Below are 17981 nucleotides of genomic sequence, written 5' to 3' on the forward strand. Positions count from 1 at the left end.
GGAGGAATTATGGTTGTGCTCTACTCTGGGAAAGGAAGCACAACTGTAATTCTGGCGCCCCCTGTTTCTGAGGGGCCAATGTTCATCCGTCCGAAATTGTCTTCTAGTATTTCGGACACGATGGACAGTCCCAATCCAAATCCAGAAACGGTTTCGTCAAGCCGGGAACCTCTATCCATCACTTTTGAGGCCGCTTCTGGAGTAATCCCAGGGCCGTCGTCTGCAACTTCTATCGTTAGCCCGGAATCGGTCTGGCTTATTGAAACGTCAATCTCAGCCTGACTCCACTTCCCGCCGTTTTCGAGCAGGTTACCGAATAACTCTGATAGGTCCTGACGCTCCATGGGCCAACTGAAGTTATTCGGCAAGGATGTATTAATACGGAAACTCTTATCGGGAAAGATTTTTTCCATGACAGAAATGACGTTGTTCGCTATTTCAATCGGCAAACATGTTTGCCCCATCTGCCTGCCGGAGATATCTGCCTTGCTCATGCGGTAGTTCAAGGACCGGCTTAGATCCTTTAGGTTGGAGGTCATGAACTCTATGTCGTCGCGGGACGGAGGTAATGAACCAGTGTCTGACAAGATTGCGAGATTGGCAGAGATCGAGGTCTTGACCATGTGAGAAAGATCGGAATTGAGGCGGCGATGGCGGTCAAGGCGACGACTTGCTAGTTCAAGTAGGTTATTGAACTGTTTGATCAGCGGACTGAACTCCTCTGGTGCGTCAGGATTCAAACGAGGTTGTTTGCCAGATTGCAGTCTCCTCATGTCTTCCTTGATGTGTTCGATCGGTTTCAAAGCGAGGTAAGTAGTGGTGCCTACCAGAGCCAAGAGAACAACAAGTAATAATGCGGAGGCAGCCAGCAAGGTCAGGTGAGCCCCACTGGATCGCTCAGCTAGTCCGCTTTCCATTTCCAGGATGGTGACTGACGAAAGCGGACTATCAATTCCGACACCTCGTTTCAATCCAAGAAGGCCATCTGCACCTTGGGATATTTCTACAAAGCCCGCCGGCTTTCTTGAAACCATGCGCAACGTTGTTTGATCTATGTTGCTACTGGCAATGATGCTTCCGTCTTTCATTTCGACGACGAGGGCGTGCTCCAGTAGCAATTGGAATCGATCAATCATGCTGCCAATCTCGTCGGGCGTCGGAACTTCGTTTTCAATGATGGTTTGAAAACTCTCCACCTCCTTGTCAAGGCGATGTTTTCTGGACTCGTTCGAAAGCTGCTCTATTACATAAGTGTGCGAGAAAAAAATTAGTAGAAAATACAAGAGGCTGAAAACGATGCCATATTGGAGTGCAGTTTTTCGGATGCTTTTCTGCGCTGTCATGGTATTAGTTATGGTCGATTGAGCGGGAGGAGCTAGCTGAGGGCTAGAGAGGCGACTGAGCTTGAAAGCATAGATGGGATTGATGCGTGTCGCAACTCACCTGACGCTGGAGGGGTTGTGCTTTGGTCGTTCGTTTAGTCTTGTCAAAATCTGCCTGAATAGCTGTGGGCCTGTAGTTTACGGAATGTGAAAATCTTTAAAATACGTCCACATTCAAATGTGTTTAAGGTTTCGATGTTCTACTAACTGCGTGAGGCGATTGAATTTCGTTGGTTGAATAGAATGACATATCGGAGCTGTTTATGAAAAAAGTGTCTGTAATTTTAATAGCATCTTTTCTAGGAACCGGGGCTTCCATAGCCCTCGCAGGCAGCAATGGCGGACAAGCAGATAGGTATAATGAGGCAAGAAGCTACCCTGATAAGAGCATCGATGAACGGTCCTCCGACTATCGTTCTGAAGAAAGCGAGACGGTCAAGAAGTTGAAGGAAGAGCATCGAGTAATCAAGGAGCTAGTTGCTGATCTATTGAAGAAACAGTAATTTTTTGGTTTTCTGCGAGTCAGGTGAGAGTTACTGACGTGACTCGCAGTATAAATTTTTTAGTGGGTCTCTCTCGCGAAATAGTAACCTTGCCCTCTCAACGTTTTTATTCTTTTTTTCCCAAGTATTTTCCTAAGCCTCGCAATATATACCTGAACAACATTTCGCGTTGGGCATCTTTCGATATTGTAAAGTGATTCAACAAGATCATCCTGGGAAAAGACTCTGTCAGGAGATCGAAGGAAGCATTGAAGAAGGCGATACTCTGTTGCGGTTAGCCTGAATTCTTTATGATCAGGGGTTGTTAGCGTTCTGTAGGTTGAACTTAGAAGAAACCCATCAACCGCTATCTTATCAGTTGTTCGCCCGTCTTTTCTTCTTATGATGGCGCTAAGTCGAGCTTTCAGTTCATCAAATTCGAACGGTTTTGGAAGATAGTCGTCTGCCCCGGCATTCAAGCCTTCAACTCTCTCTGTCCAGTTGGACCTGGCAGTTAGAATCAGGATGGCTTCATCTTTGCCGTTGCTTCTCCATTTTTGCATCAAAGAAAGCCCGTTCTCGTCGGGCAGTCCTATATCCAGAATGATCGCCTGATAACTGCTTGTCTCTACGAAGAAATTTGCCTCTTTTCCGTTTTGGGCAACATCTACAGTAAAGTTTTCCTTCGCAAGCCAAACGGAGATTTTTTCTGCGAGTACCGCGTTGTCTTCGACAATTAGAACCTTCATCTATAAGCGCCGTCTCTGGATGTTGGAAAATTGTGGCTGTCGCCCTTCTCGAGAGCAAATCAAAATTAGCTAAGAGATCGGACTTCAAGCGACCCGCTATAACAACAGACGAAGCTGAATCTAGCTTGAAAAAGGCATTACTGTGAGGAAAGTTTTCTATACAAACACTATCCACATGTGATCGCTTAACCACATACCAGGTGGCCGGGTCAACGATTGATCACCGGCACCGCCCTGGGAAGGTCAACTATCACGGACAACCCACTTTTCGGAGCAGGTGAGAAGTGGAGGGTTCCACTGTAGCGTTCGACAATTTCTCGAACAATCGCCAGCCCAAGGCCATGGCCTGGGGTCTGCTCGTCCAGCCGCAATCCCCGTTGACCCAGCTTGCTGATTTCTGCCTCGTGGACGCCTGCCCCATCGTCTGTCACGCAGATCTTCAATGTTCCGGAATTCTGAACAAGTGACAGCTCTACACATCGTTCTGACCATTTGCCTGCGTTGTCCAGGAGATTGCCCATGATTTCATTCAGGTCGTGTTCCTCAATCGGCCAGCGGGCTTCCTCCGGCAGAGAACTCGACAGTTCAAAGGACTTTTCCGGGTATAGCCGCCCCAGCATCCAAAGTAGATCCCGCGCCTGTTTCAGAGGGTAAGCGCTTTTTCCAACCTGTGGTCCTGCAAAGCGACTTCGGCGCATCTCGGCTTCAAGCTGTTTGTCGATGTCATTGAGTCTCGCGGTCATCTGAAGGCGGAGATCGTTGGAGAGTGGACGGCTGGTGTCCTCAAGAACCTGCCGGACGGCCGCAATCGGGGTCTTGACGCTGTGAGAGAGATTCGCCAGCGCATCCCTTGACCGTTCCAGTCGTTGATCAAGCGAATCGAGTAATTGGTTGAGCTGCTGGACTAGTGGTCGAAACTCCTCAGGCGTCTGAACATGAATCCGAGAAACCTTGCCATCTTGAAGTCGCTTTAGCGTAGCCTTTAGCTCGACGACAGGGCGCATGGACAAATTGATACCGAACCAGATCACAACGACCAGGAGCAGAATCAGCAGAATAGAGACGATGGCCGTCCACGCGTGCAACTCTGCCTGGCTGCGTTTCAGTGCGCCGAGATCCTCGGACACGATCACTACAATCGGCGTATCGTCCATCTGGAACGATTTTCGGTACGCAAGAATGTTCTTGGGTCCTTCGACTGTATCTCCGTTCTGCACACGAAGGGTTCCATCCTCCGCTGATTCAATCAACGACGTTAACACCGGCGCCCACGAATCCGGGGAAATGATAGTCTTGGACGGAGAATGTATGGCGAAGGCGTGGTGAAAGACTTCCTGAAAGTAGTCACCGGTCTGGAGGCTATCCAATTGACCGCCAGAATCACGAATCTGGTGCTCCAGAAAGGCGACCTCATCTTTGAGACGTGTCTCGACGAACTCCCGGGACATTCGGTCCAGTAAGAGGCCGTGAACCAGCCATGCAAGCCCCATTAACGCAATGCCGGCAGGCAGTAGCAATAAAAGCAACGTGCCTTTGACAGATCTCGGCTTACTAAACAGCGTCATTGAACAGATATCCCTGGCCGCGACGGGTTGCAATGGTGTCGTTGCCAACCAGTTTCCGCAATCGGCGAATGTAAGCTTCGATCACGTTCTCATTCGGAGTGTCGTTCAAGTTGTAAAGCTGTTCCATTAGCTGCTCTTTCGAGAAAACATGGCCGGGACGGCTCATCAGACAGCGCAGCAGGCGAAATTCGGTGCCGGTGAGGCTGTGTTCCTTGCCGTCGTCGGACTTCAAGCTCTGACGATTCTCATCCAATTCGTAGCGTCCGGCTTTTACCATTGAATGAATACGCCCTTCGCTTCGGCGCACAATGGCGTTGAGCCGGGCGATCAACTCCTCGGTCTGAAAGGGTTTTGCCAAGTAATCGTCTGCCCCCGCTTTGAGGCCTTCAACTTTGTCATGCCAGTCGCCCCTTGCTGTGAGAATGAGCACCGGAAAGGCGATCTGATGTTTTCGCCACTTCCTTAATACGTCTAATCCGTTGCCGTCAGGCAGGCCAAGATCAAGAACGGCGGCCCGATAATCCTCCTGCTCGCCCAGGATCGCGGCTTCTCTGGCTGTATAGGTTGTATCAACGCTGAACCCCGCCTTTTCAAGCTGTCCACTTAGTCCGTCAGCCAGCAAACGGTCATCTTCAACGAGCAGTAATCGCATCACGACGTTCCTTCTTTGAACCAGGCTGTGAGCCAAATTTGAAACGAGTGTCGCCGATCAACCTGAATTCAGCCTGAACGACCAATTAGTTCGATATTTTCAGCAAGAATTCAGGTTAATGCGCGATGGTGTGTTTCGTATTTTGGCATCCCTCTTTGTTCAGAGCTAACCGACGCCGGAATTTCCGGCCACTTTATTAATGGAGAAAACAATATGAACGCATCCAAGTTGATTGTTGCAGCCGCTGCCATGTCGATGTCGGCAGTGACCCTCGCCGCCGGTGCTCATGGCGGCGGCCATGGCGCCAGCAGCGGCGAACCGGGTAAAGCCTCGGAGGCCTCTCGCACTATCACAGTGGAAATGTACGACAACTACTACGAGCCGGAAGAAATCAGTGTTGAGACCGGTGAAACCGTGCGTTTTGTGGTCAAGAACGAGGGTAGCCTGGTCCACGAGTTCAACATTGGTACCCCTTCCATGCATGAAGGCCATCAGAAAGAAATGATGATGATGGTAGAACACGGCGTGATCCAGGGCGGCAAGCTCAATCAGGATATGATGAATATGGACATGGGCAACGGTAAAACCATGAAGCATGACGACCCGAACAGCGTGTTGCTGGAACCAGGGCAGAGCAAGGAGGTTGTCTGGAAGTTTACCGAAGAAAGCGACATTGAGTTTGCCTGCAACGTGCCAGGCCACTACCAGGCCGGCATGTACGGTGACGTTAACTTTGAGTAAACCGGCGTACTGACAACCCCGCGAATGCACGGGTTGGGACTGTGTCCCAGCCCTGCTTCAACGAAGTGCAGTTTGGAGTAAGAAAAAGATGAAAACACGCCTACTGACAGGACTTTTAAGCCTGCTGATGCCAGCCATGGTTATGGCCGGTGAGTACGACCTGACGGTCGACCGGGTAAAAATTGATACTGGCGATTTCGTGAAAGAAGGCATTGGATACAATGGCGCATCTCCGGGACCGGTGATGCGCTTCAAAGAAGGCGAAAACGTAAAGATCAACGTGACCAATAACCTGGACGAGATGACGTCCATTCACTGGCACGGCCTGATCCTTCCTTTTGATCAGGACGGTGTGCCTGGTATCAGCTTTCCAGGCATCAAGCCGGGTGAAACCTTCACCTACGAATTTCCTATTCAGCAGGCAGGCACCTACTGGTTTCACAGCCACTCCGGTTTTCAGGAGCCGGATGGCGCCTACGGTTCCATCGTTATCGAACCCGAGGGACGTGAACCGTTCCGCTACGATCGTGAATACGTGGTGCAGTTGACTGACAAGCACCCCCATTCCGGTGACCGCATCATGCGCAACCTGAAAATGATGCCGGATTACTACAATCGCGAGCAGCAAACCGTTGGCGAGTTTTTCTCGGACGTGTCAAAAAATGGCCTGATGAACACCGTCAGTGACCGTATGGCCTGGGGTGGCATGCGGATGATGAAAGCGGACGTTGAGGATCTCCAAGGCTTTACGGGCTTGATCAACGGCAAAGGACCAAGCCAAAACTGGACAGGGATCTTCGAGCCGGGCGAACGCATTCGGCTGCGTTTTATCAACTCTTCGGCGATGACTTACTTTGATATCCGGATCCCCGGTCTGGACATGACGGTTGTGCAGGCTGATGGCAACAACGTTCAGCCGGTTAGTGTGGACGAGTTCCGGATCGGTGTGGCGGAAACCTACGATGTGATCGTCCGTCCGAAAGATGAGCAGGCCTACACCATCTTCGCAGAATCCATGGGGCGTTCGGGCTATGCCAGAGCGACACTGGCCCCAGAAGAGGGTATGGAAGCGGCCGTGCCGCAACTGCGCGAACCGGCGCGCCTGACTATGGCAGACATGAGCGGTATGGCCGGCATGGACCACGGCAGCATGGCTGGCATGGATCATGGCGACATGGATATGAATAGCTCAGAAGGGATGTCTGGAATGGATCATTCTTCGATGGAGGGAATGGACCACTCGAATATGAAAGGAATGGATCATTCCAACATGGAAGGCATGGATCACTCTGGCATGTCCGGCATGGATCACGGTTCCATGGCGATGGGTAAAAAAGAAGGTCCAAGTGATCCCTTCTACGCCAAGGGTAGTGGCCTCGTACCTACAGCAGCCAATGGCGGCAAGTTCCTGTCCTACGCTGACCTCAAGGCCCAAGATCCACTGTATGAAGACCGCGAACCGACTCGAGAAATAGAGCTTCGTTTGACCGGCAATATGGAGCGGTACACCTGGAGTATCAATGGCGTTAAGTACGAAGATGCCGATCCGATCCGCCTGAAATACGGTGAGCGGGTCCGCTTCAAGTTTGTCAACGAAACCATGATGACTCACCCCATGCACCTGCACGGCATGTGGTCCATCCTTGATGTTGGCGCAGGCCAGTGGAACCCGATCAAGCACACGATTAGCGTGAACCCAGGCACTACGGTGTACATGGAAACCGAGGTTGATGAGCCAGGCCAATGGGCGTTCCACTGCCACCTCTCTTACCACGCGGCCGCTGGTATGTTCCGTAAGGTGATTGTTGAAGGTGGGCCAGAGTCGACGCAGGCAAAAACAGGCGCGGCTGCTGAAGAAGGAGGTGAGGCATGAGTTGTATTCGATCACTTGTTGCGGTCAGTTTCTTTGCCTCTATCGGATTCTCAACGGCGGTGACAGCTCAGGAAATGATCTCCGACACCACCGCTCGTAAACAGCCGCTCACAACCTGGGGTGTTCAATTCGAGGAGTTTGAATACCGCTACAGCGACGATAACGAGGAACTTGGAGTCTGGAACGCGGACGCCTTCTATGGCACCGACGAGTTCAAAGTCCGGCTGCTCACAACCGGGGAATACGAGATAGAGGAGCAGGCCTACGAAATACTGGAAAACCAGCTGGTCGGCCAGATCCCCATCTCCAAGTTCTTCGACGCCAAAGCGGGCGTGCGTTTCGATACGCCCGAGGGGCCGGACCGTACATATGCCGTTCTCGGTGTAGCCGGGCTGGCGCCCCAATGGTTTGAGATCGATGCAAACCTGTATGTCAGTAAGGATGGCGATACGTCAGCCGAACTGGATGCCGAGTACGAGCTGCTTCTCACCAACTACTGGATTCTGGCGGCAACGCTGGATGCCACGGTTGCGTTTAGCGAGGACCGGGAAATTGGCGTTGGTAAAGGACTGGTTTCTACCGAAACCGGACTCAGGTTGAGCTATGATCTGATCGACCGTGCGTTCTCGCCTTATGTGGGCGTGGTGCATGAGCGCAAATACGGCGATAGTGCCGACTTTGCCGAAGCGGACGGCGGCAGTACAGCAGATTGGTTTGCTGTGATTGGCGCGCGCATCGCATTCTGATCAGGTACTTAGGGGCTAAAGATATTTCTTTGGCCCGTTTTTCTCGACATTGATGCAAGTGAGATCTACCCAAGCCAGCATTGGCTATTTATTGAGTATCAAACGCCGTTCAAAACAACAGGAGGTTGTATGAGCAGCACGCACGACAGAACCACGCGCTATCAGGAAGGCAGTCTTACACTTCCGGGAACTGTTATGCTGGGCACCGGTGTCATGATTGGCGCCGGTATCTTTGCCCTTACCGGGCAGATGGCGCAGATGACCGGCGTTCTTTTCCCGTTGGCGTTTCTGGCCGCGGCGGTAATCGTAAGCTTCAGTGCCTATTCCTACATCAAAATTTCCAATGCCTACCCGTCAGCCGGGGGCATCGGCATGTACCTGCACAAAGCCTATGGCAATCGGTTACCGACGGCTTTCAATGCTTTGCTGATGTATTTCTCGATGGTGATTGCCCAGAGCTTTCTTGCGCGAACCTTCGGTTCTTACACCATGCAACTGTTCGGTGGCGATGAAAGTGGCCGCATGGTGCCCATTCTTGGCGTCTCACTAATTCTGGCCGCGTTTCTGATCAATCTGTTGGGCAACCGAATGATTCAGGGCGTGGCTTCCTTTATAGGTATCCTGAAGATCGGAGGCATTCTGGTTTTCGGGCTGGTGGGTATCTGGATTGCCGACAGTGTTTCTGTTGATTTCTCTAGCCCCGGTGAGGCTGGAACCTTTGGCAATTTCCTGGGGGCAACGGCCCTTGGCATTCTGGCCTTCAAAGGTTTTACCACCATCACCAACAGCGGCTCGGAAGTCATAGACCCCAAGAGAAACGTGGGGCGAGCGATTATTATTTCCATCGCAGCCTGCGTGGTGATCTACACCCTGGTCGGTTTCGCCGTTGCCAGTAACCTGTCCCTGGCGGAAATCATCAAGACGCAGGACTACTCTCTGGCGGCCGCTGCGCGTCCCGCATTGGGCGACTACGGCGTCTGGTTTACCGTCGCCATTGCCATGATGGCCACCGCCGGTGGCATTCTGGCCAGTATTTTCGCCGTCTCACGCATGTTGGCCATGCTGACTGAAATGAAGCTGGTCCCCCACAGTCATTTCGGCATGCCCGGTAGCATCCAGAAGCACACGCTGGTTTATACCGTGGTGCTTGGGCTTATCCTCACGGCGTTCTTCGACCTGTCCCGAATTGCAGCGCTGGGCATCATTTTTTACCTGATCATGGACATTGCTATCCATTGGGGCGTTCTGCGCTATTTACGGGAGGATGTGAAGGCCAATGTGTGGGTGCCCACGGTGGCAATTGTTCTGGATTTGCTCGCTCTTGGTGGCTTCGTTTGGGTCAAACTGAATACTGACCCGTTTGTTATTGGCGTGGCGGTTGTCACCATGATTGTTATCGCAGTGGCCGAGCAACTGTTCCTGAAAAAGGCCACAGAAGCCGAAGAAGCGGGACACAAAGAATCTCATGCTCATCATCACTAATCACCAGAACTCGATAGGGAGGGATCGGCCATGACGGCTGAGCACACGGTCAAAGATCCTGTTTGCGGCATGTCGGTGAATCCACACTCGGCGGAACATCGCAGCGAGCATGGCGGGAAAACCTGGTATTTCTGTTCTTCGGGGTGCAAATCGAAGTTTGACGGCGACCCGGGACACTACCTCAGTGGAGAACAGAAACAGGACGAACCCGTGGCTCCGGGCACCATGTACACCTGCCCGATGCATCCGGAAATTCGCCAGCAGGGCCCCGGAGATTGCCCTATCTGTGGTATGGCCCTGGAGCCCGAGCAGGTAAGTCTGGATGACGGGCCCTCGGCAGAGCTCAAAGACATGACCCGTCGATTTTGGATTGGCCTGGTGCTGGCCCTGCCGGTATTGGTGCTGGAAATGGGCGGACATCTCACCGGCCTTGACCAGATCGTTGCCCCACAAATGTCCAACTGGATTCAACTGGTGTTGGCGACGCCAGTAGTGGCCTGGTGTGGCTGGCCTTTCTTTGTCAGAGGCTGGAAGTCCGTCGTCAGCCGCAATCTGAACATGTTCACGCTCATTGCCATTGGTACTGGCGTGGCGCTGATCTACAGCCTGGTGGCGACACTGGCGCCCCAGATTTTCCCCGACGCCTTTCGGCAGGAAGACGGTTCTGTCGCCGTCTACTTCGAGGCGGCTGCGGTCATCGTGGTGCTGGTTCTGTTAGGCCAGGTGCTTGAACTGCGGGCCCGGGAGAAAACCTCGGGCGCGATCAAGGCGCTGCTGGATCTGGCACCGGCGACGGCCCGAAAGCTGGATGACCAGGGCGACGAGTCCGATGTGTCGCTGGATCAGGTCAAGGTGGGTGATCGCCTGCGAGTGCGCCCGGGGGACAAGGTGCCGCTGGACGGTGAGTTACTTGAAGGCAGCTCCAACGTGGATGAGTCCATGGTGACCGGTGAGCCTCTTGCAGTCAGCAAAAAGTCTGGCGACCAAGTGATTGGCGGCAGTATAAACCAACAGGGCAGCTTTATCATGCGGGCCGACAAGGTTGGCCGGGACACCATGCTTTCCCAAATCGTGCAGATGGTGGCCAGCGCCCAACGCAGCCGCGCACCGATCCAGGGGCTTGCCGATAAGGTGGCGAGCTGGTTTGTGCCCACCGTGATCCTAATTGCCATTGTTGCCTTTATAGCCTGGTCATTCCTTGGGCCGACACCGCCCATGGCGTTCGGGCTGATTGCGGCGGTCAGTGTTCTGATCATTGCCTGCCCTTGCGCACTGGGTCTGGCAACGCCCATGTCGATCATGGTAGGTGTTGGCCGCGGCGCCCAAAGTGGTGTGCTGATCCGCGATGCGGAAGCCCTTGAACGCATGGAAAAGGTAGATACGGTGGTAGTGGATAAGACCGGCACGTTGACGGAGGGGCAGCCACAAATCACCCGAATTGTTACAGCGAATGGGTACGATGACGATGCTTTGATGCGTTTTGCGGGCGGACTCGAGAAAGGCAGTGAGCATCCACTGGCCCACGCCATTCTGGACAAAGCCAAGGGCATGGAGCTGAAGCTGCCGGATGCGGAAGACTTCGACTCTCCCAACGGTAAAGGGGTAACCGGAAAAATCGACGGCAAGCGGGTGCTGCTTGGCAATCGCCTTTTGATGGAATCGGACAATGTCGACACCACGAGATTTGACGGCGAAGCCGATCAGCTCCGCAAAGATGGTGCCACCGTGATATTTGCCGCCGTCGATGGAAAAATTGCTGGGTTGTTGGCCATTGCCGATCCGGTTAAGGAAACCACCGAGGCCGCCATTTTGGCCCTGCAAGAAGATGGCATTCGAGTGGTCATGCTGACTGGCGATAACCGCACCTCAGCCGAGGCGGTTGCCCGCAAATTGCATATTGATGAAGTGGAAGCGGAAGTGCTGCCGGAAGACAAGGGCAAGATTGTCCAGCGCCTGAAAGACGAAGGCCGCGTTGTGGTGATGGCGGGAGACGGTGTAAACGACGCGCCCGCATTGGCAACTGCGGATGTCGGGGTGGCTATGGGTACGGGCACCGATGTGGCCATCGAAAGCGCGGGAATTACCCTGCTGCGTGGCGACCTTATGGGTATCGTCGAAGCGCGCCGGTTGTCCCTGGCGACCATGCGCAATATACGGCAGAATCTCTTTTTTGCTTTCGTGTACAACTCCGCTGGCGTTCCGATAGCAGCGGGTGTTCTTTATCCGTTTTTTGGCTTGCTGCTTTCTCCAATTTTCGCGGCGGCTGCCATGTCGCTGTCGTCGGTTAGCGTGATCGTGAACGCATTGCGGTTGAGGGTAGTACGGTTGGCGCCAAAACGGTGACACTTCAATGTTCGGGTAACGAGCGATAACCGACCACCGCCATTTGAACGGGGGTCGGTTATTTATTGCAACTAAATTATCCGCTTCAGTTTATGAGTATTTATGGCTCATGTCGCTTGCATGCTTTTCAGTGCTCTGCGATCTAACCTGGCTTATTTTTTCGTTTTTCTTAATATGCTCCATGCAAGTTTCAACCTTTTTATCCTCAACCATTTTATTAGGATAAGTGCGAGCCTCGTTAATACGGTCCGCTAAACCTGAATTGGCTGAGGTCATAGTTGAAAACAAAGCTGCGATTGCTGCGATCACCATTAGTTTTTTCATGACATTCCCCTTTTGACCATAAAACCAGTTTAGTATTTCAGCCTGATTTCAGGTTCGTATGGTTAAATTTCTCATGTCTCCATGAGTTAACTTGGCCGCAGGGTTCACCCTGCGGTATTTTTCTCTGCTTCTTCCAGTGCTCTATGGTACGCCCGGCCTTTGTCAGTGGTAGTCATCTCCAGGCGTGCCTCGAATCCAGGTTCGGACATGCCATAGCGAGTCATCTGTTTGTGTAAGCGTTTCATTTCGTCATTGTTGAGAATGTTTTCGAAGGAGCGCTTATCTTTAGACTGATCGTGTGTGGCTTTCATATCTTCATCTGATGACATGTTGCCAGCAAATGTATATGTTGAGAGAGCGATTGTTGCGGTAAATAAAAGTATGTTCTTCATAATCGACACCTCCTATTTGGTTGTCGATTATATTTAATCACTAGTTTCTGAAATGGTCCTGAAAACGATCAAATTAAAGTTGATTTAAATATATGAGGAGGATTTATAACGTTCGTGAATTATGCTGCGCTACCTCAGACTCGGCGAGCCAACCACCAACCGACGACCATCGACAGCAATAACGCCACGAGAGGCCAGGTTATACCGCTTATTGACGCAAAGGCTGGGCCCGGACAATAACCTGATAGACCCCAGCCTATCCCAAACACAGCGGCACCAATCAATAAACGGGTATCAATATCACGACGTGTGGGCACGATAAACGTTTCTGCGAAAAGAGGGCCCTGACGACGGAACACCAATCGGTAGCCGATAAACGTTGTTATCACCGCTCCGCCCATAACAAATATGAGCGTTGGGTCCCAGTTACCAAAGACGTCGAGAAACCCCTGAACACGATGGGGGTCAGTCATACCGCCGATAGCCAGACCCAGGCCAAACAACAAACCAGCCAGGTAACCAAAAATCAGTTTCATAAAGAGTGTCCTGTCATGAGTCTGACGACGTAGACGGTTACAACACCCGTCAGGAGGAAAACCAGCGTTGCCAGCATGGATCTGGGGGATAGCCTGGCGATACCACAAACACCATGCCCACTGGTGCAACCGTTGCCGATACCAGACCCCAAGCCCACCAGCAAACCAGCCACGACCATCAGCGGCACGCCACCGATGGGCGCGCCGACCACGGCTTCCGGATTGCCCGCCACATTTCCAAGCGAGCCGTTCAGGACAACCAACAACAGAGGCCCGCTGATAAGGCCCAGCACAAATGCCAGTCGCCAGGCAGACTCCGCAGTAAACCGATCAAAGATCAGACCAGATACCATCCCACTGATGCCTGCAATACGTCCCAATGTGACCATAAGCATCACTGCGGACAAGCCTATTAAAAGACCTCCGAAGGCACCTTGAATAAAAGAGCTCCAGTCCATTTCTATACCTCTTCAAATGCCACAATTTGCCCAGCGGACAGTGTGTCGTCTCCACGTAACGGAGGCATACCACGAGATTGTTGCAACCTATAATCTCAATTATTTAATATAACCGTTAGGTCTATCGTTATAACATAAAGCCTGATACGTTGAAATCCTATCTATTCTCTTTGCAACGAGGGTGACGCCATGCAACATCCGTTGGTCACGCATTTCTTTGACGAGCCTACAAACACATTCAGCTACATCGTTCAGGATCCTGATAGCTTCGCCTGCGCGATCATCGATTCTGTGCTGGATTTCGACTATGCCGCGGGCCGGACCGATGTCCGCTCCGCTGACAAAATTATTGAGTACGTTCAAAGCAATGACCTGAGTGTGGAATGGGTTTTAGAAACCCACGTGCACGCTGATCACCTGTCTGCTGCACCCTACCTCCATGAACGTCTCGGCGGAAAAACAGGCATTGGTGAAAAGATCGCTGTCGTTCAGGAGGTGTTTGGCAAAGCTTTCAATGCCGGAACAGATTTTGCGCGGGATGGTAGCCAATTCGATCGACTGTTCAGGGAAGGCGATGTGTTTCAGGTTGGGAAGCTTAAAGTACGTGTACTTCACACGCCGGGACATACTCCGGCTTGCCTGACGTACGTCATCGGAGATGCTGCCTTCGTCGGCGACACACTCTTTGCGCCGGATGCCGGGACCGCCCGTTGCGATTTTCCAGGGGGCGACGCCCATACCCTTTACCACTCCATTCAGAAAGTTCTGGCGCTTCCCGGAGAAACCCGCGTTTTCCTTTGCCATGACTACAAAGCAGCGGGGCGCGATGAGTTTATTCATGAGACGACCGTCGCCGAGCAGCGTTCCAGCAACATCCATGTGGGCAACGATATTAGTGAAGACGAGTTTGTTGTTTTTCGCTCAGAGCGTGACGCCAAGCTCGGAATGCCCCGACTGATACTACCGGCCGTTCAGGTCAACATGAGGGCGGGGAAAATGCCCCCCTCCGAGGATAACGGACAGGTGTACCTGAAAATTCCGATCAACCGGTTTTAAACAAAGGTCTGGATGGGCGCAAATGGTTGGCGAGACCACTAAAGCGAAAACTCTGACGGCCGTGGAAGGTTGACGGTGAAGCGAATTGCGGCGTATTTGCCAATTGTTGATTGGCTGAAAGGTTATCGTGGAGATACATTGCTAAGCGATGGCCTTGCGGCGGTTATCGTCACACTCATGCTTGTTCCTCAGGCCCTGGCCTATGCCCTGTTGGCAGGGCTTCCGCCTGAAGTTGGGTTGTATGCAAGTATGATCCCGCTGGTGGTCTACGCTTTATTCGGCACCAGTGCGACGCTGGCAGTTGGTCCTGTCGCAGTGGCGTCACTGATGACAGCCTCTGCGTTAGGAGGCGTTGCTGTTACAGGATCGCCCGAATACGTTGGTGCCGCTCTTGTACTGGCTACGCTGTCGGGGCTGATTCTGTTCGCCATGGGCGTCTTGCGACTTGGTTTTATCGCAAATTTTCTGAGCCACCCCGTGATCTCAGGGTTTGTCACCGCTTCCGGAATTCTTATTGCGGGCAGTCAGCTTGGCCATGTTCTCGGTATACAGGGTGGTGGTCACAATCTGATCGAAATGGGTGCAAACCTGATCAGCCAGTTTGGCTCCTTCAACCTGATCACGTTTGCTATTGGAGCCGGCACTCTCCTGTACCTGTTTCTGTGTCGCCAATATCTGAAAAATGCACTGGTCGGGCTCGGTCTGGCGCCCCGGGGGGCAGATATCGTTGCGAAAGCCGCCCCCGTGTCAGCGGTTATTGTGACAACAGCAGCGGCCTGGCACTTTAACTTGGGGAGTGCCGGAGTCAATCTGGTGGGGCAAGTTCCAAGCGGACTACCGGAGATCCGTTTACCTTCCATGGACCCCAGCATATGGGCGGCTCTGGTCCCCGCAGCCGTTCTGATCAGCTTGGTTGGATTTGTAGAATCAGTGTCCATTGCCCAGACCCTTGCAGCCAAAAGGCGCCAGAGGATCGATCCCAATTCTGAGCTGATTGCTATGGGGTTGGCGAACATAGGTTCCGGCGTAAGCGGGGGCTCTCCAGTCTCAGGTGGTTTTTCACGCTCGGTTGTGAATTATGAAGCCGGAGCCCGGACGCCACTTGCGGGTATGTTTACCGCAGTCGGGATTGCACTTGCCACACTAACACTCACCGGCATACTCGCTTTCCTTCCAAAGGCGACACTTGCCGCCACAATCATGATTGCAGTGAGCACCCTGATTGACGTAAAAGCCATTGGACGCACCTTTCATTACTCAAAAGCGGACTTCGCCGCGATGCTGGCAACCATTGTGCTTACGCTGATTCAGGGCGTTGAAGCCGGAATCCTGGTCGGTGTGGGTCTATCGATAGGGATTTATCTGTATCGCACCAGTCGTCCGCACAGTGCAATTGTTGGCCGGGTGCCGGGTACCGAGCATTTCAGAAACGTAGAGCGCCACACGGTTGAAACGGACGAGAAATCCGTCGTCCTGCGAGTTGATGAAAGTCTTTATTTCGCCAACGCACGCTATCTGGAAGAGACCGTCATGGCGCTGACGTCTCAACAACCGAAGATGAAAAATCTGGTTCTGGCTTGTCAGGCGGTAAATACCATTGACGCTTCAGCACTTGAGAGCCTGGAGGCAATAAATGGCCGGCTCAAGGCTATGGATATACGCCTGCATATGTGTGAGGTGAAAGGCCCTGTGATGGACGGTCTACGCCGCACTCATTTCTGTGAGGAACTCACGGGGCAGGTTTTCCTCAGCACGTATGACGCCTGGAAAACACTCTGTCTATCCTGAAGCAAGTTCAAAATGGTGCAGAACGAAGGAGCCTCTTATTAACTCATGGGGGCCAGTTTTCTTGCTATTGGCTCTCCTCAGTAATCCTTGTGTTCGCGGAAAACGCGCTGCTGACCATTGGCGCTGAAAGCGATGACCTGATAATCCTCTTTCCGGCCGGTTTCCATGCCGGGGCTGCCCTGGACCATGCCGGGCACAGAGAGACCGAGGGTGTTGAACTGCGGGTTTTCGAGGTAAGCGACGATATCATCTGCCGGCACATGGCCCTCAATCACCAGATCGCCAATCAATGCGGTGTGGCACGACGCCATTTCGCGGGGCACGCCATGAGTCTGCTTGATTTGATTGAGGTTGTCGGTTTCAACAATGTCGGTCTCAAAGCCATTGGCCGCAAGATGCTCAGCCCAGGACTGACAGCAACCGCAATTGGGGTTCTTGTAGATGGTGATGGCTGTGCCAGCCTCTGCAGTGGATGCGACTGCGGCTGATGGCTCGGCAGACTCACCAGCCTGGATTGCCAGTGTGTTAGCGCCTGCAACGAGAACGACAGCGGCTACACCTGTAAACAGGGCAAGTTTCTTGGTTTTCATGGTAATCCTCGATGTGATTCGGTCATCGGCGATGCAAGGCCCGGGGCGGGCACATTGGCTTCCCCGGGCAATGGGTTTTGGTTTAGGCGTCCTGGTCCTTCTCGCCGCCGTTCATGTTCATTTCATCGCCGCCATGGCTCTGCATCATTTTCATGCAGGCTTCCGTCATCGCTTTGCGATCTTCCGAAGACATGTCGGACATCCTGCCCATCATGCCACCCATTCCGTGCATGCCTTTGGAGGACATCATTCCATTCTCCTCGGAGTCAGGGTCCATCATGCCGTTGCCTTCGGCATGGGCGAAGACAGAGAAGAAAGCAACACTACCCGCGAAAATGGCAGCGGTGATTGAAAGCTTGATATTTGAATTGCGCATTTGGTTTGCTCCAGTTAAAGACTCGTGACGAATAGGTGTGAACACGAGGCTTTCTTGTAAGAATTAACGTTAATGACATTGCCGCAATGGGCAAAAGTCCGGGTTAAGACTCAGGAGCGAAATTGTGGAGGGGGTGTGATAGAAACCAGGAAAGGATCTTGGTAGTCGTTCTCAAGGGCGCTTAAAACCGGCTGGGAACCGGCATCAATCAAGCCGCTGGGGCCTGTTGGCAAAAGACCGATACTGACACCACAGCTGTTCAGCCCGTTGGCGGCCTGACAGGCCATGTCTGAACCTGTGAAACAACTGACTCTGCCATCAGAGGCAGAGTCGCTGGTTCCGGTTGCATCGGACATCATGGAACTGCAATCCATCATCATGGGCGCATCCGCCTGATCGCCGGCCATTTCGGAAATCGCCAACGCCGGCCCGCTTATCACCATAAT

General features: G+C 52.7%; 18 protein-coding genes. 8 read left to right on the top strand and 10 right to left on the bottom strand.

What is annotated here, in order from left to right:
* Positions 1–20 precede the first annotated feature (20 nt).
* Positions 21–1343, bottom strand: coding sequence for a sensor histidine kinase (locus AAGD24_RS08030; protein WP_273622966.1), 1323 nt, complete (start codon positions 1341–1343; stop codon positions 21–23).
* Positions 1344–1645: 302 nt separating this feature from the next.
* Between AAGD24_RS08030 and AAGD24_RS08035 the strand changes: the two genes are divergently transcribed.
* Positions 1646–1885: a hypothetical protein gene (locus tag AAGD24_RS08035; protein ID WP_072676519.1), complete on the top strand. Its 240-nt coding sequence runs from the start codon at positions 1646–1648 to the stop codon at positions 1883–1885.
* Positions 1886–1944: 59 nt separating this feature from the next.
* On the opposite strand, the gene AAGD24_RS08040 is transcribed toward AAGD24_RS08035, so the two are convergent.
* The 3 genes from AAGD24_RS08040 to AAGD24_RS08050 form a co-directional block, all read right to left on the bottom strand.
* Positions 1945–2613: a response regulator transcription factor gene (locus AAGD24_RS08040; protein ID WP_072676521.1), complete on the bottom strand. Its 669-nt coding sequence runs from the start codon at positions 2611–2613 to the stop codon at positions 1945–1947.
* A 209-nt stretch (positions 2614–2822) separates the two neighbouring features.
* A complete protein-coding gene (locus AAGD24_RS08045) occupies positions 2823–4178 on the bottom strand; it encodes a sensor histidine kinase (protein ID WP_151981727.1) in 1356 nt (451 codons plus the stop codon).
* The gene (locus AAGD24_RS08050) at positions 4165–4830 is read right to left on the bottom strand and encodes a response regulator transcription factor (RefSeq protein ID WP_151981725.1); all 666 of its coding nucleotides are present in this window, start codon (positions 4828–4830) and stop codon (positions 4165–4167) included. Before AAGD24_RS08050 ends, AAGD24_RS08045 begins: the two co-directional genes overlap by 14 nt.
* Positions 4831–5043: 213 nt before the next feature.
* Here AAGD24_RS08050 and AAGD24_RS08055 point away from each other — a divergent pair, with 213 nt between their 5' ends.
* The 5 genes from AAGD24_RS08055 to AAGD24_RS08075 all read left to right on the top strand — a co-directional run bounded on the left by AAGD24_RS08055 (position 5044) and on the right by AAGD24_RS08075 (position 12015).
* Complete coding sequence (locus tag AAGD24_RS08055) at positions 5044–5571, top strand: cupredoxin domain-containing protein (RefSeq protein ID WP_151981723.1); 528 nt, start codon at positions 5044–5046, stop codon at positions 5569–5571.
* Positions 5572–5659: 88 nt separating this feature from the next.
* The gene (locus AAGD24_RS08060) at positions 5660–7444 is read left to right on the top strand and encodes a copper resistance system multicopper oxidase (RefSeq protein ID WP_273622965.1); all 1785 of its coding nucleotides are present in this window, start codon (positions 5660–5662) and stop codon (positions 7442–7444) included.
* Positions 7441–8190 carry a copper resistance protein B gene (locus AAGD24_RS08065; protein WP_273622964.1) on the top strand — a complete coding sequence of 250 codons (750 nt, stop codon included), beginning with the start codon at positions 7441–7443 and terminating at the stop codon, positions 8188–8190. Before AAGD24_RS08060 ends, AAGD24_RS08065 begins: the two co-directional genes overlap by 4 nt.
* Positions 8191–8319: 129 nt before the next feature.
* Positions 8320–9672: an APC family permease gene (locus AAGD24_RS08070; RefSeq protein WP_126810357.1), complete on the top strand. Its 1353-nt coding sequence runs from the start codon at positions 8320–8322 to the stop codon at positions 9670–9672.
* Between the two features lie 30 nt (positions 9673–9702).
* A complete protein-coding gene (locus tag AAGD24_RS08075) occupies positions 9703–12015 on the top strand; it encodes a heavy metal translocating P-type ATPase (protein WP_273622963.1) in 2313 nt (770 codons plus the stop codon).
* A gap of 90 nt (positions 12016–12105) precedes the next feature.
* On the opposite strand, the gene AAGD24_RS08080 is transcribed toward AAGD24_RS08075, so the two are convergent.
* From AAGD24_RS08080 to AAGD24_RS08095, 4 genes are all read right to left on the bottom strand, one after another.
* Positions 12106–12339 (bottom strand): hypothetical protein, encoded by a 234-nt coding sequence (locus AAGD24_RS08080; RefSeq protein WP_228210876.1) that lies wholly within the window; start codon positions 12337–12339, stop codon positions 12106–12108.
* A gap of 104 nt (positions 12340–12443) precedes the next feature.
* Entirely contained in the window at positions 12444–12731 is a 288-nt protein-coding gene (locus AAGD24_RS08085; protein WP_085681298.1) for a hypothetical protein, read from the bottom strand.
* 134 nt (positions 12732–12865) lie between these two features.
* Complete coding sequence (locus AAGD24_RS08090) at positions 12866–13267, bottom strand: DUF6691 family protein (protein WP_036206247.1); 402 nt, start codon at positions 13265–13267, stop codon at positions 12866–12868.
* A complete protein-coding gene (locus AAGD24_RS08095) occupies positions 13264–13656 on the bottom strand; it encodes a YeeE/YedE family protein (RefSeq protein ID WP_227544241.1) in 393 nt (130 codons plus the stop codon). Before AAGD24_RS08095 ends, AAGD24_RS08090 begins: the two co-directional genes overlap by 4 nt.
* A 258-nt stretch (positions 13657–13914) precedes the next feature.
* Between AAGD24_RS08095 and AAGD24_RS08100 the strand changes: the two genes are divergently transcribed.
* Positions 13915–14781: an MBL fold metallo-hydrolase gene (locus AAGD24_RS08100; protein ID WP_126810355.1), complete on the top strand. Its 867-nt coding sequence runs from the start codon at positions 13915–13917 to the stop codon at positions 14779–14781.
* A gap of 75 nt (positions 14782–14856) precedes the next feature.
* Entirely contained in the window at positions 14857–16569 is a 1713-nt protein-coding gene (locus tag AAGD24_RS08105; protein WP_227517761.1) for a sulfate permease, read from the top strand.
* A gap of 77 nt (positions 16570–16646) precedes the next feature.
* Here AAGD24_RS08105 and AAGD24_RS08110 read toward each other — a convergent pair whose 3' ends face one another.
* Both AAGD24_RS08110 and AAGD24_RS08115 read right to left on the bottom strand, forming a co-directional pair.
* On the bottom strand, positions 16647–17159 hold the full coding sequence (locus AAGD24_RS08110) for a DUF411 domain-containing protein (protein ID WP_126810354.1): 513 nt from the start codon (positions 17157–17159) through the stop codon (positions 16647–16649).
* 82 nt (positions 17160–17241) lie between these two features.
* On the bottom strand, positions 17242–17535 hold the full coding sequence (locus AAGD24_RS08115) for a hypothetical protein (protein WP_126810353.1): 294 nt from the start codon (positions 17533–17535) through the stop codon (positions 17242–17244).
* Between the last annotated feature and the right edge of the window lie 446 nt (positions 17536–17981).

Source organism: Marinobacter sp. M5B, from assembly GCF_042604615.1.
Classification (GTDB): Bacteria; Pseudomonadota; Gammaproteobacteria; order Pseudomonadales; family Oleiphilaceae; genus Marinobacter; species Marinobacter salarius.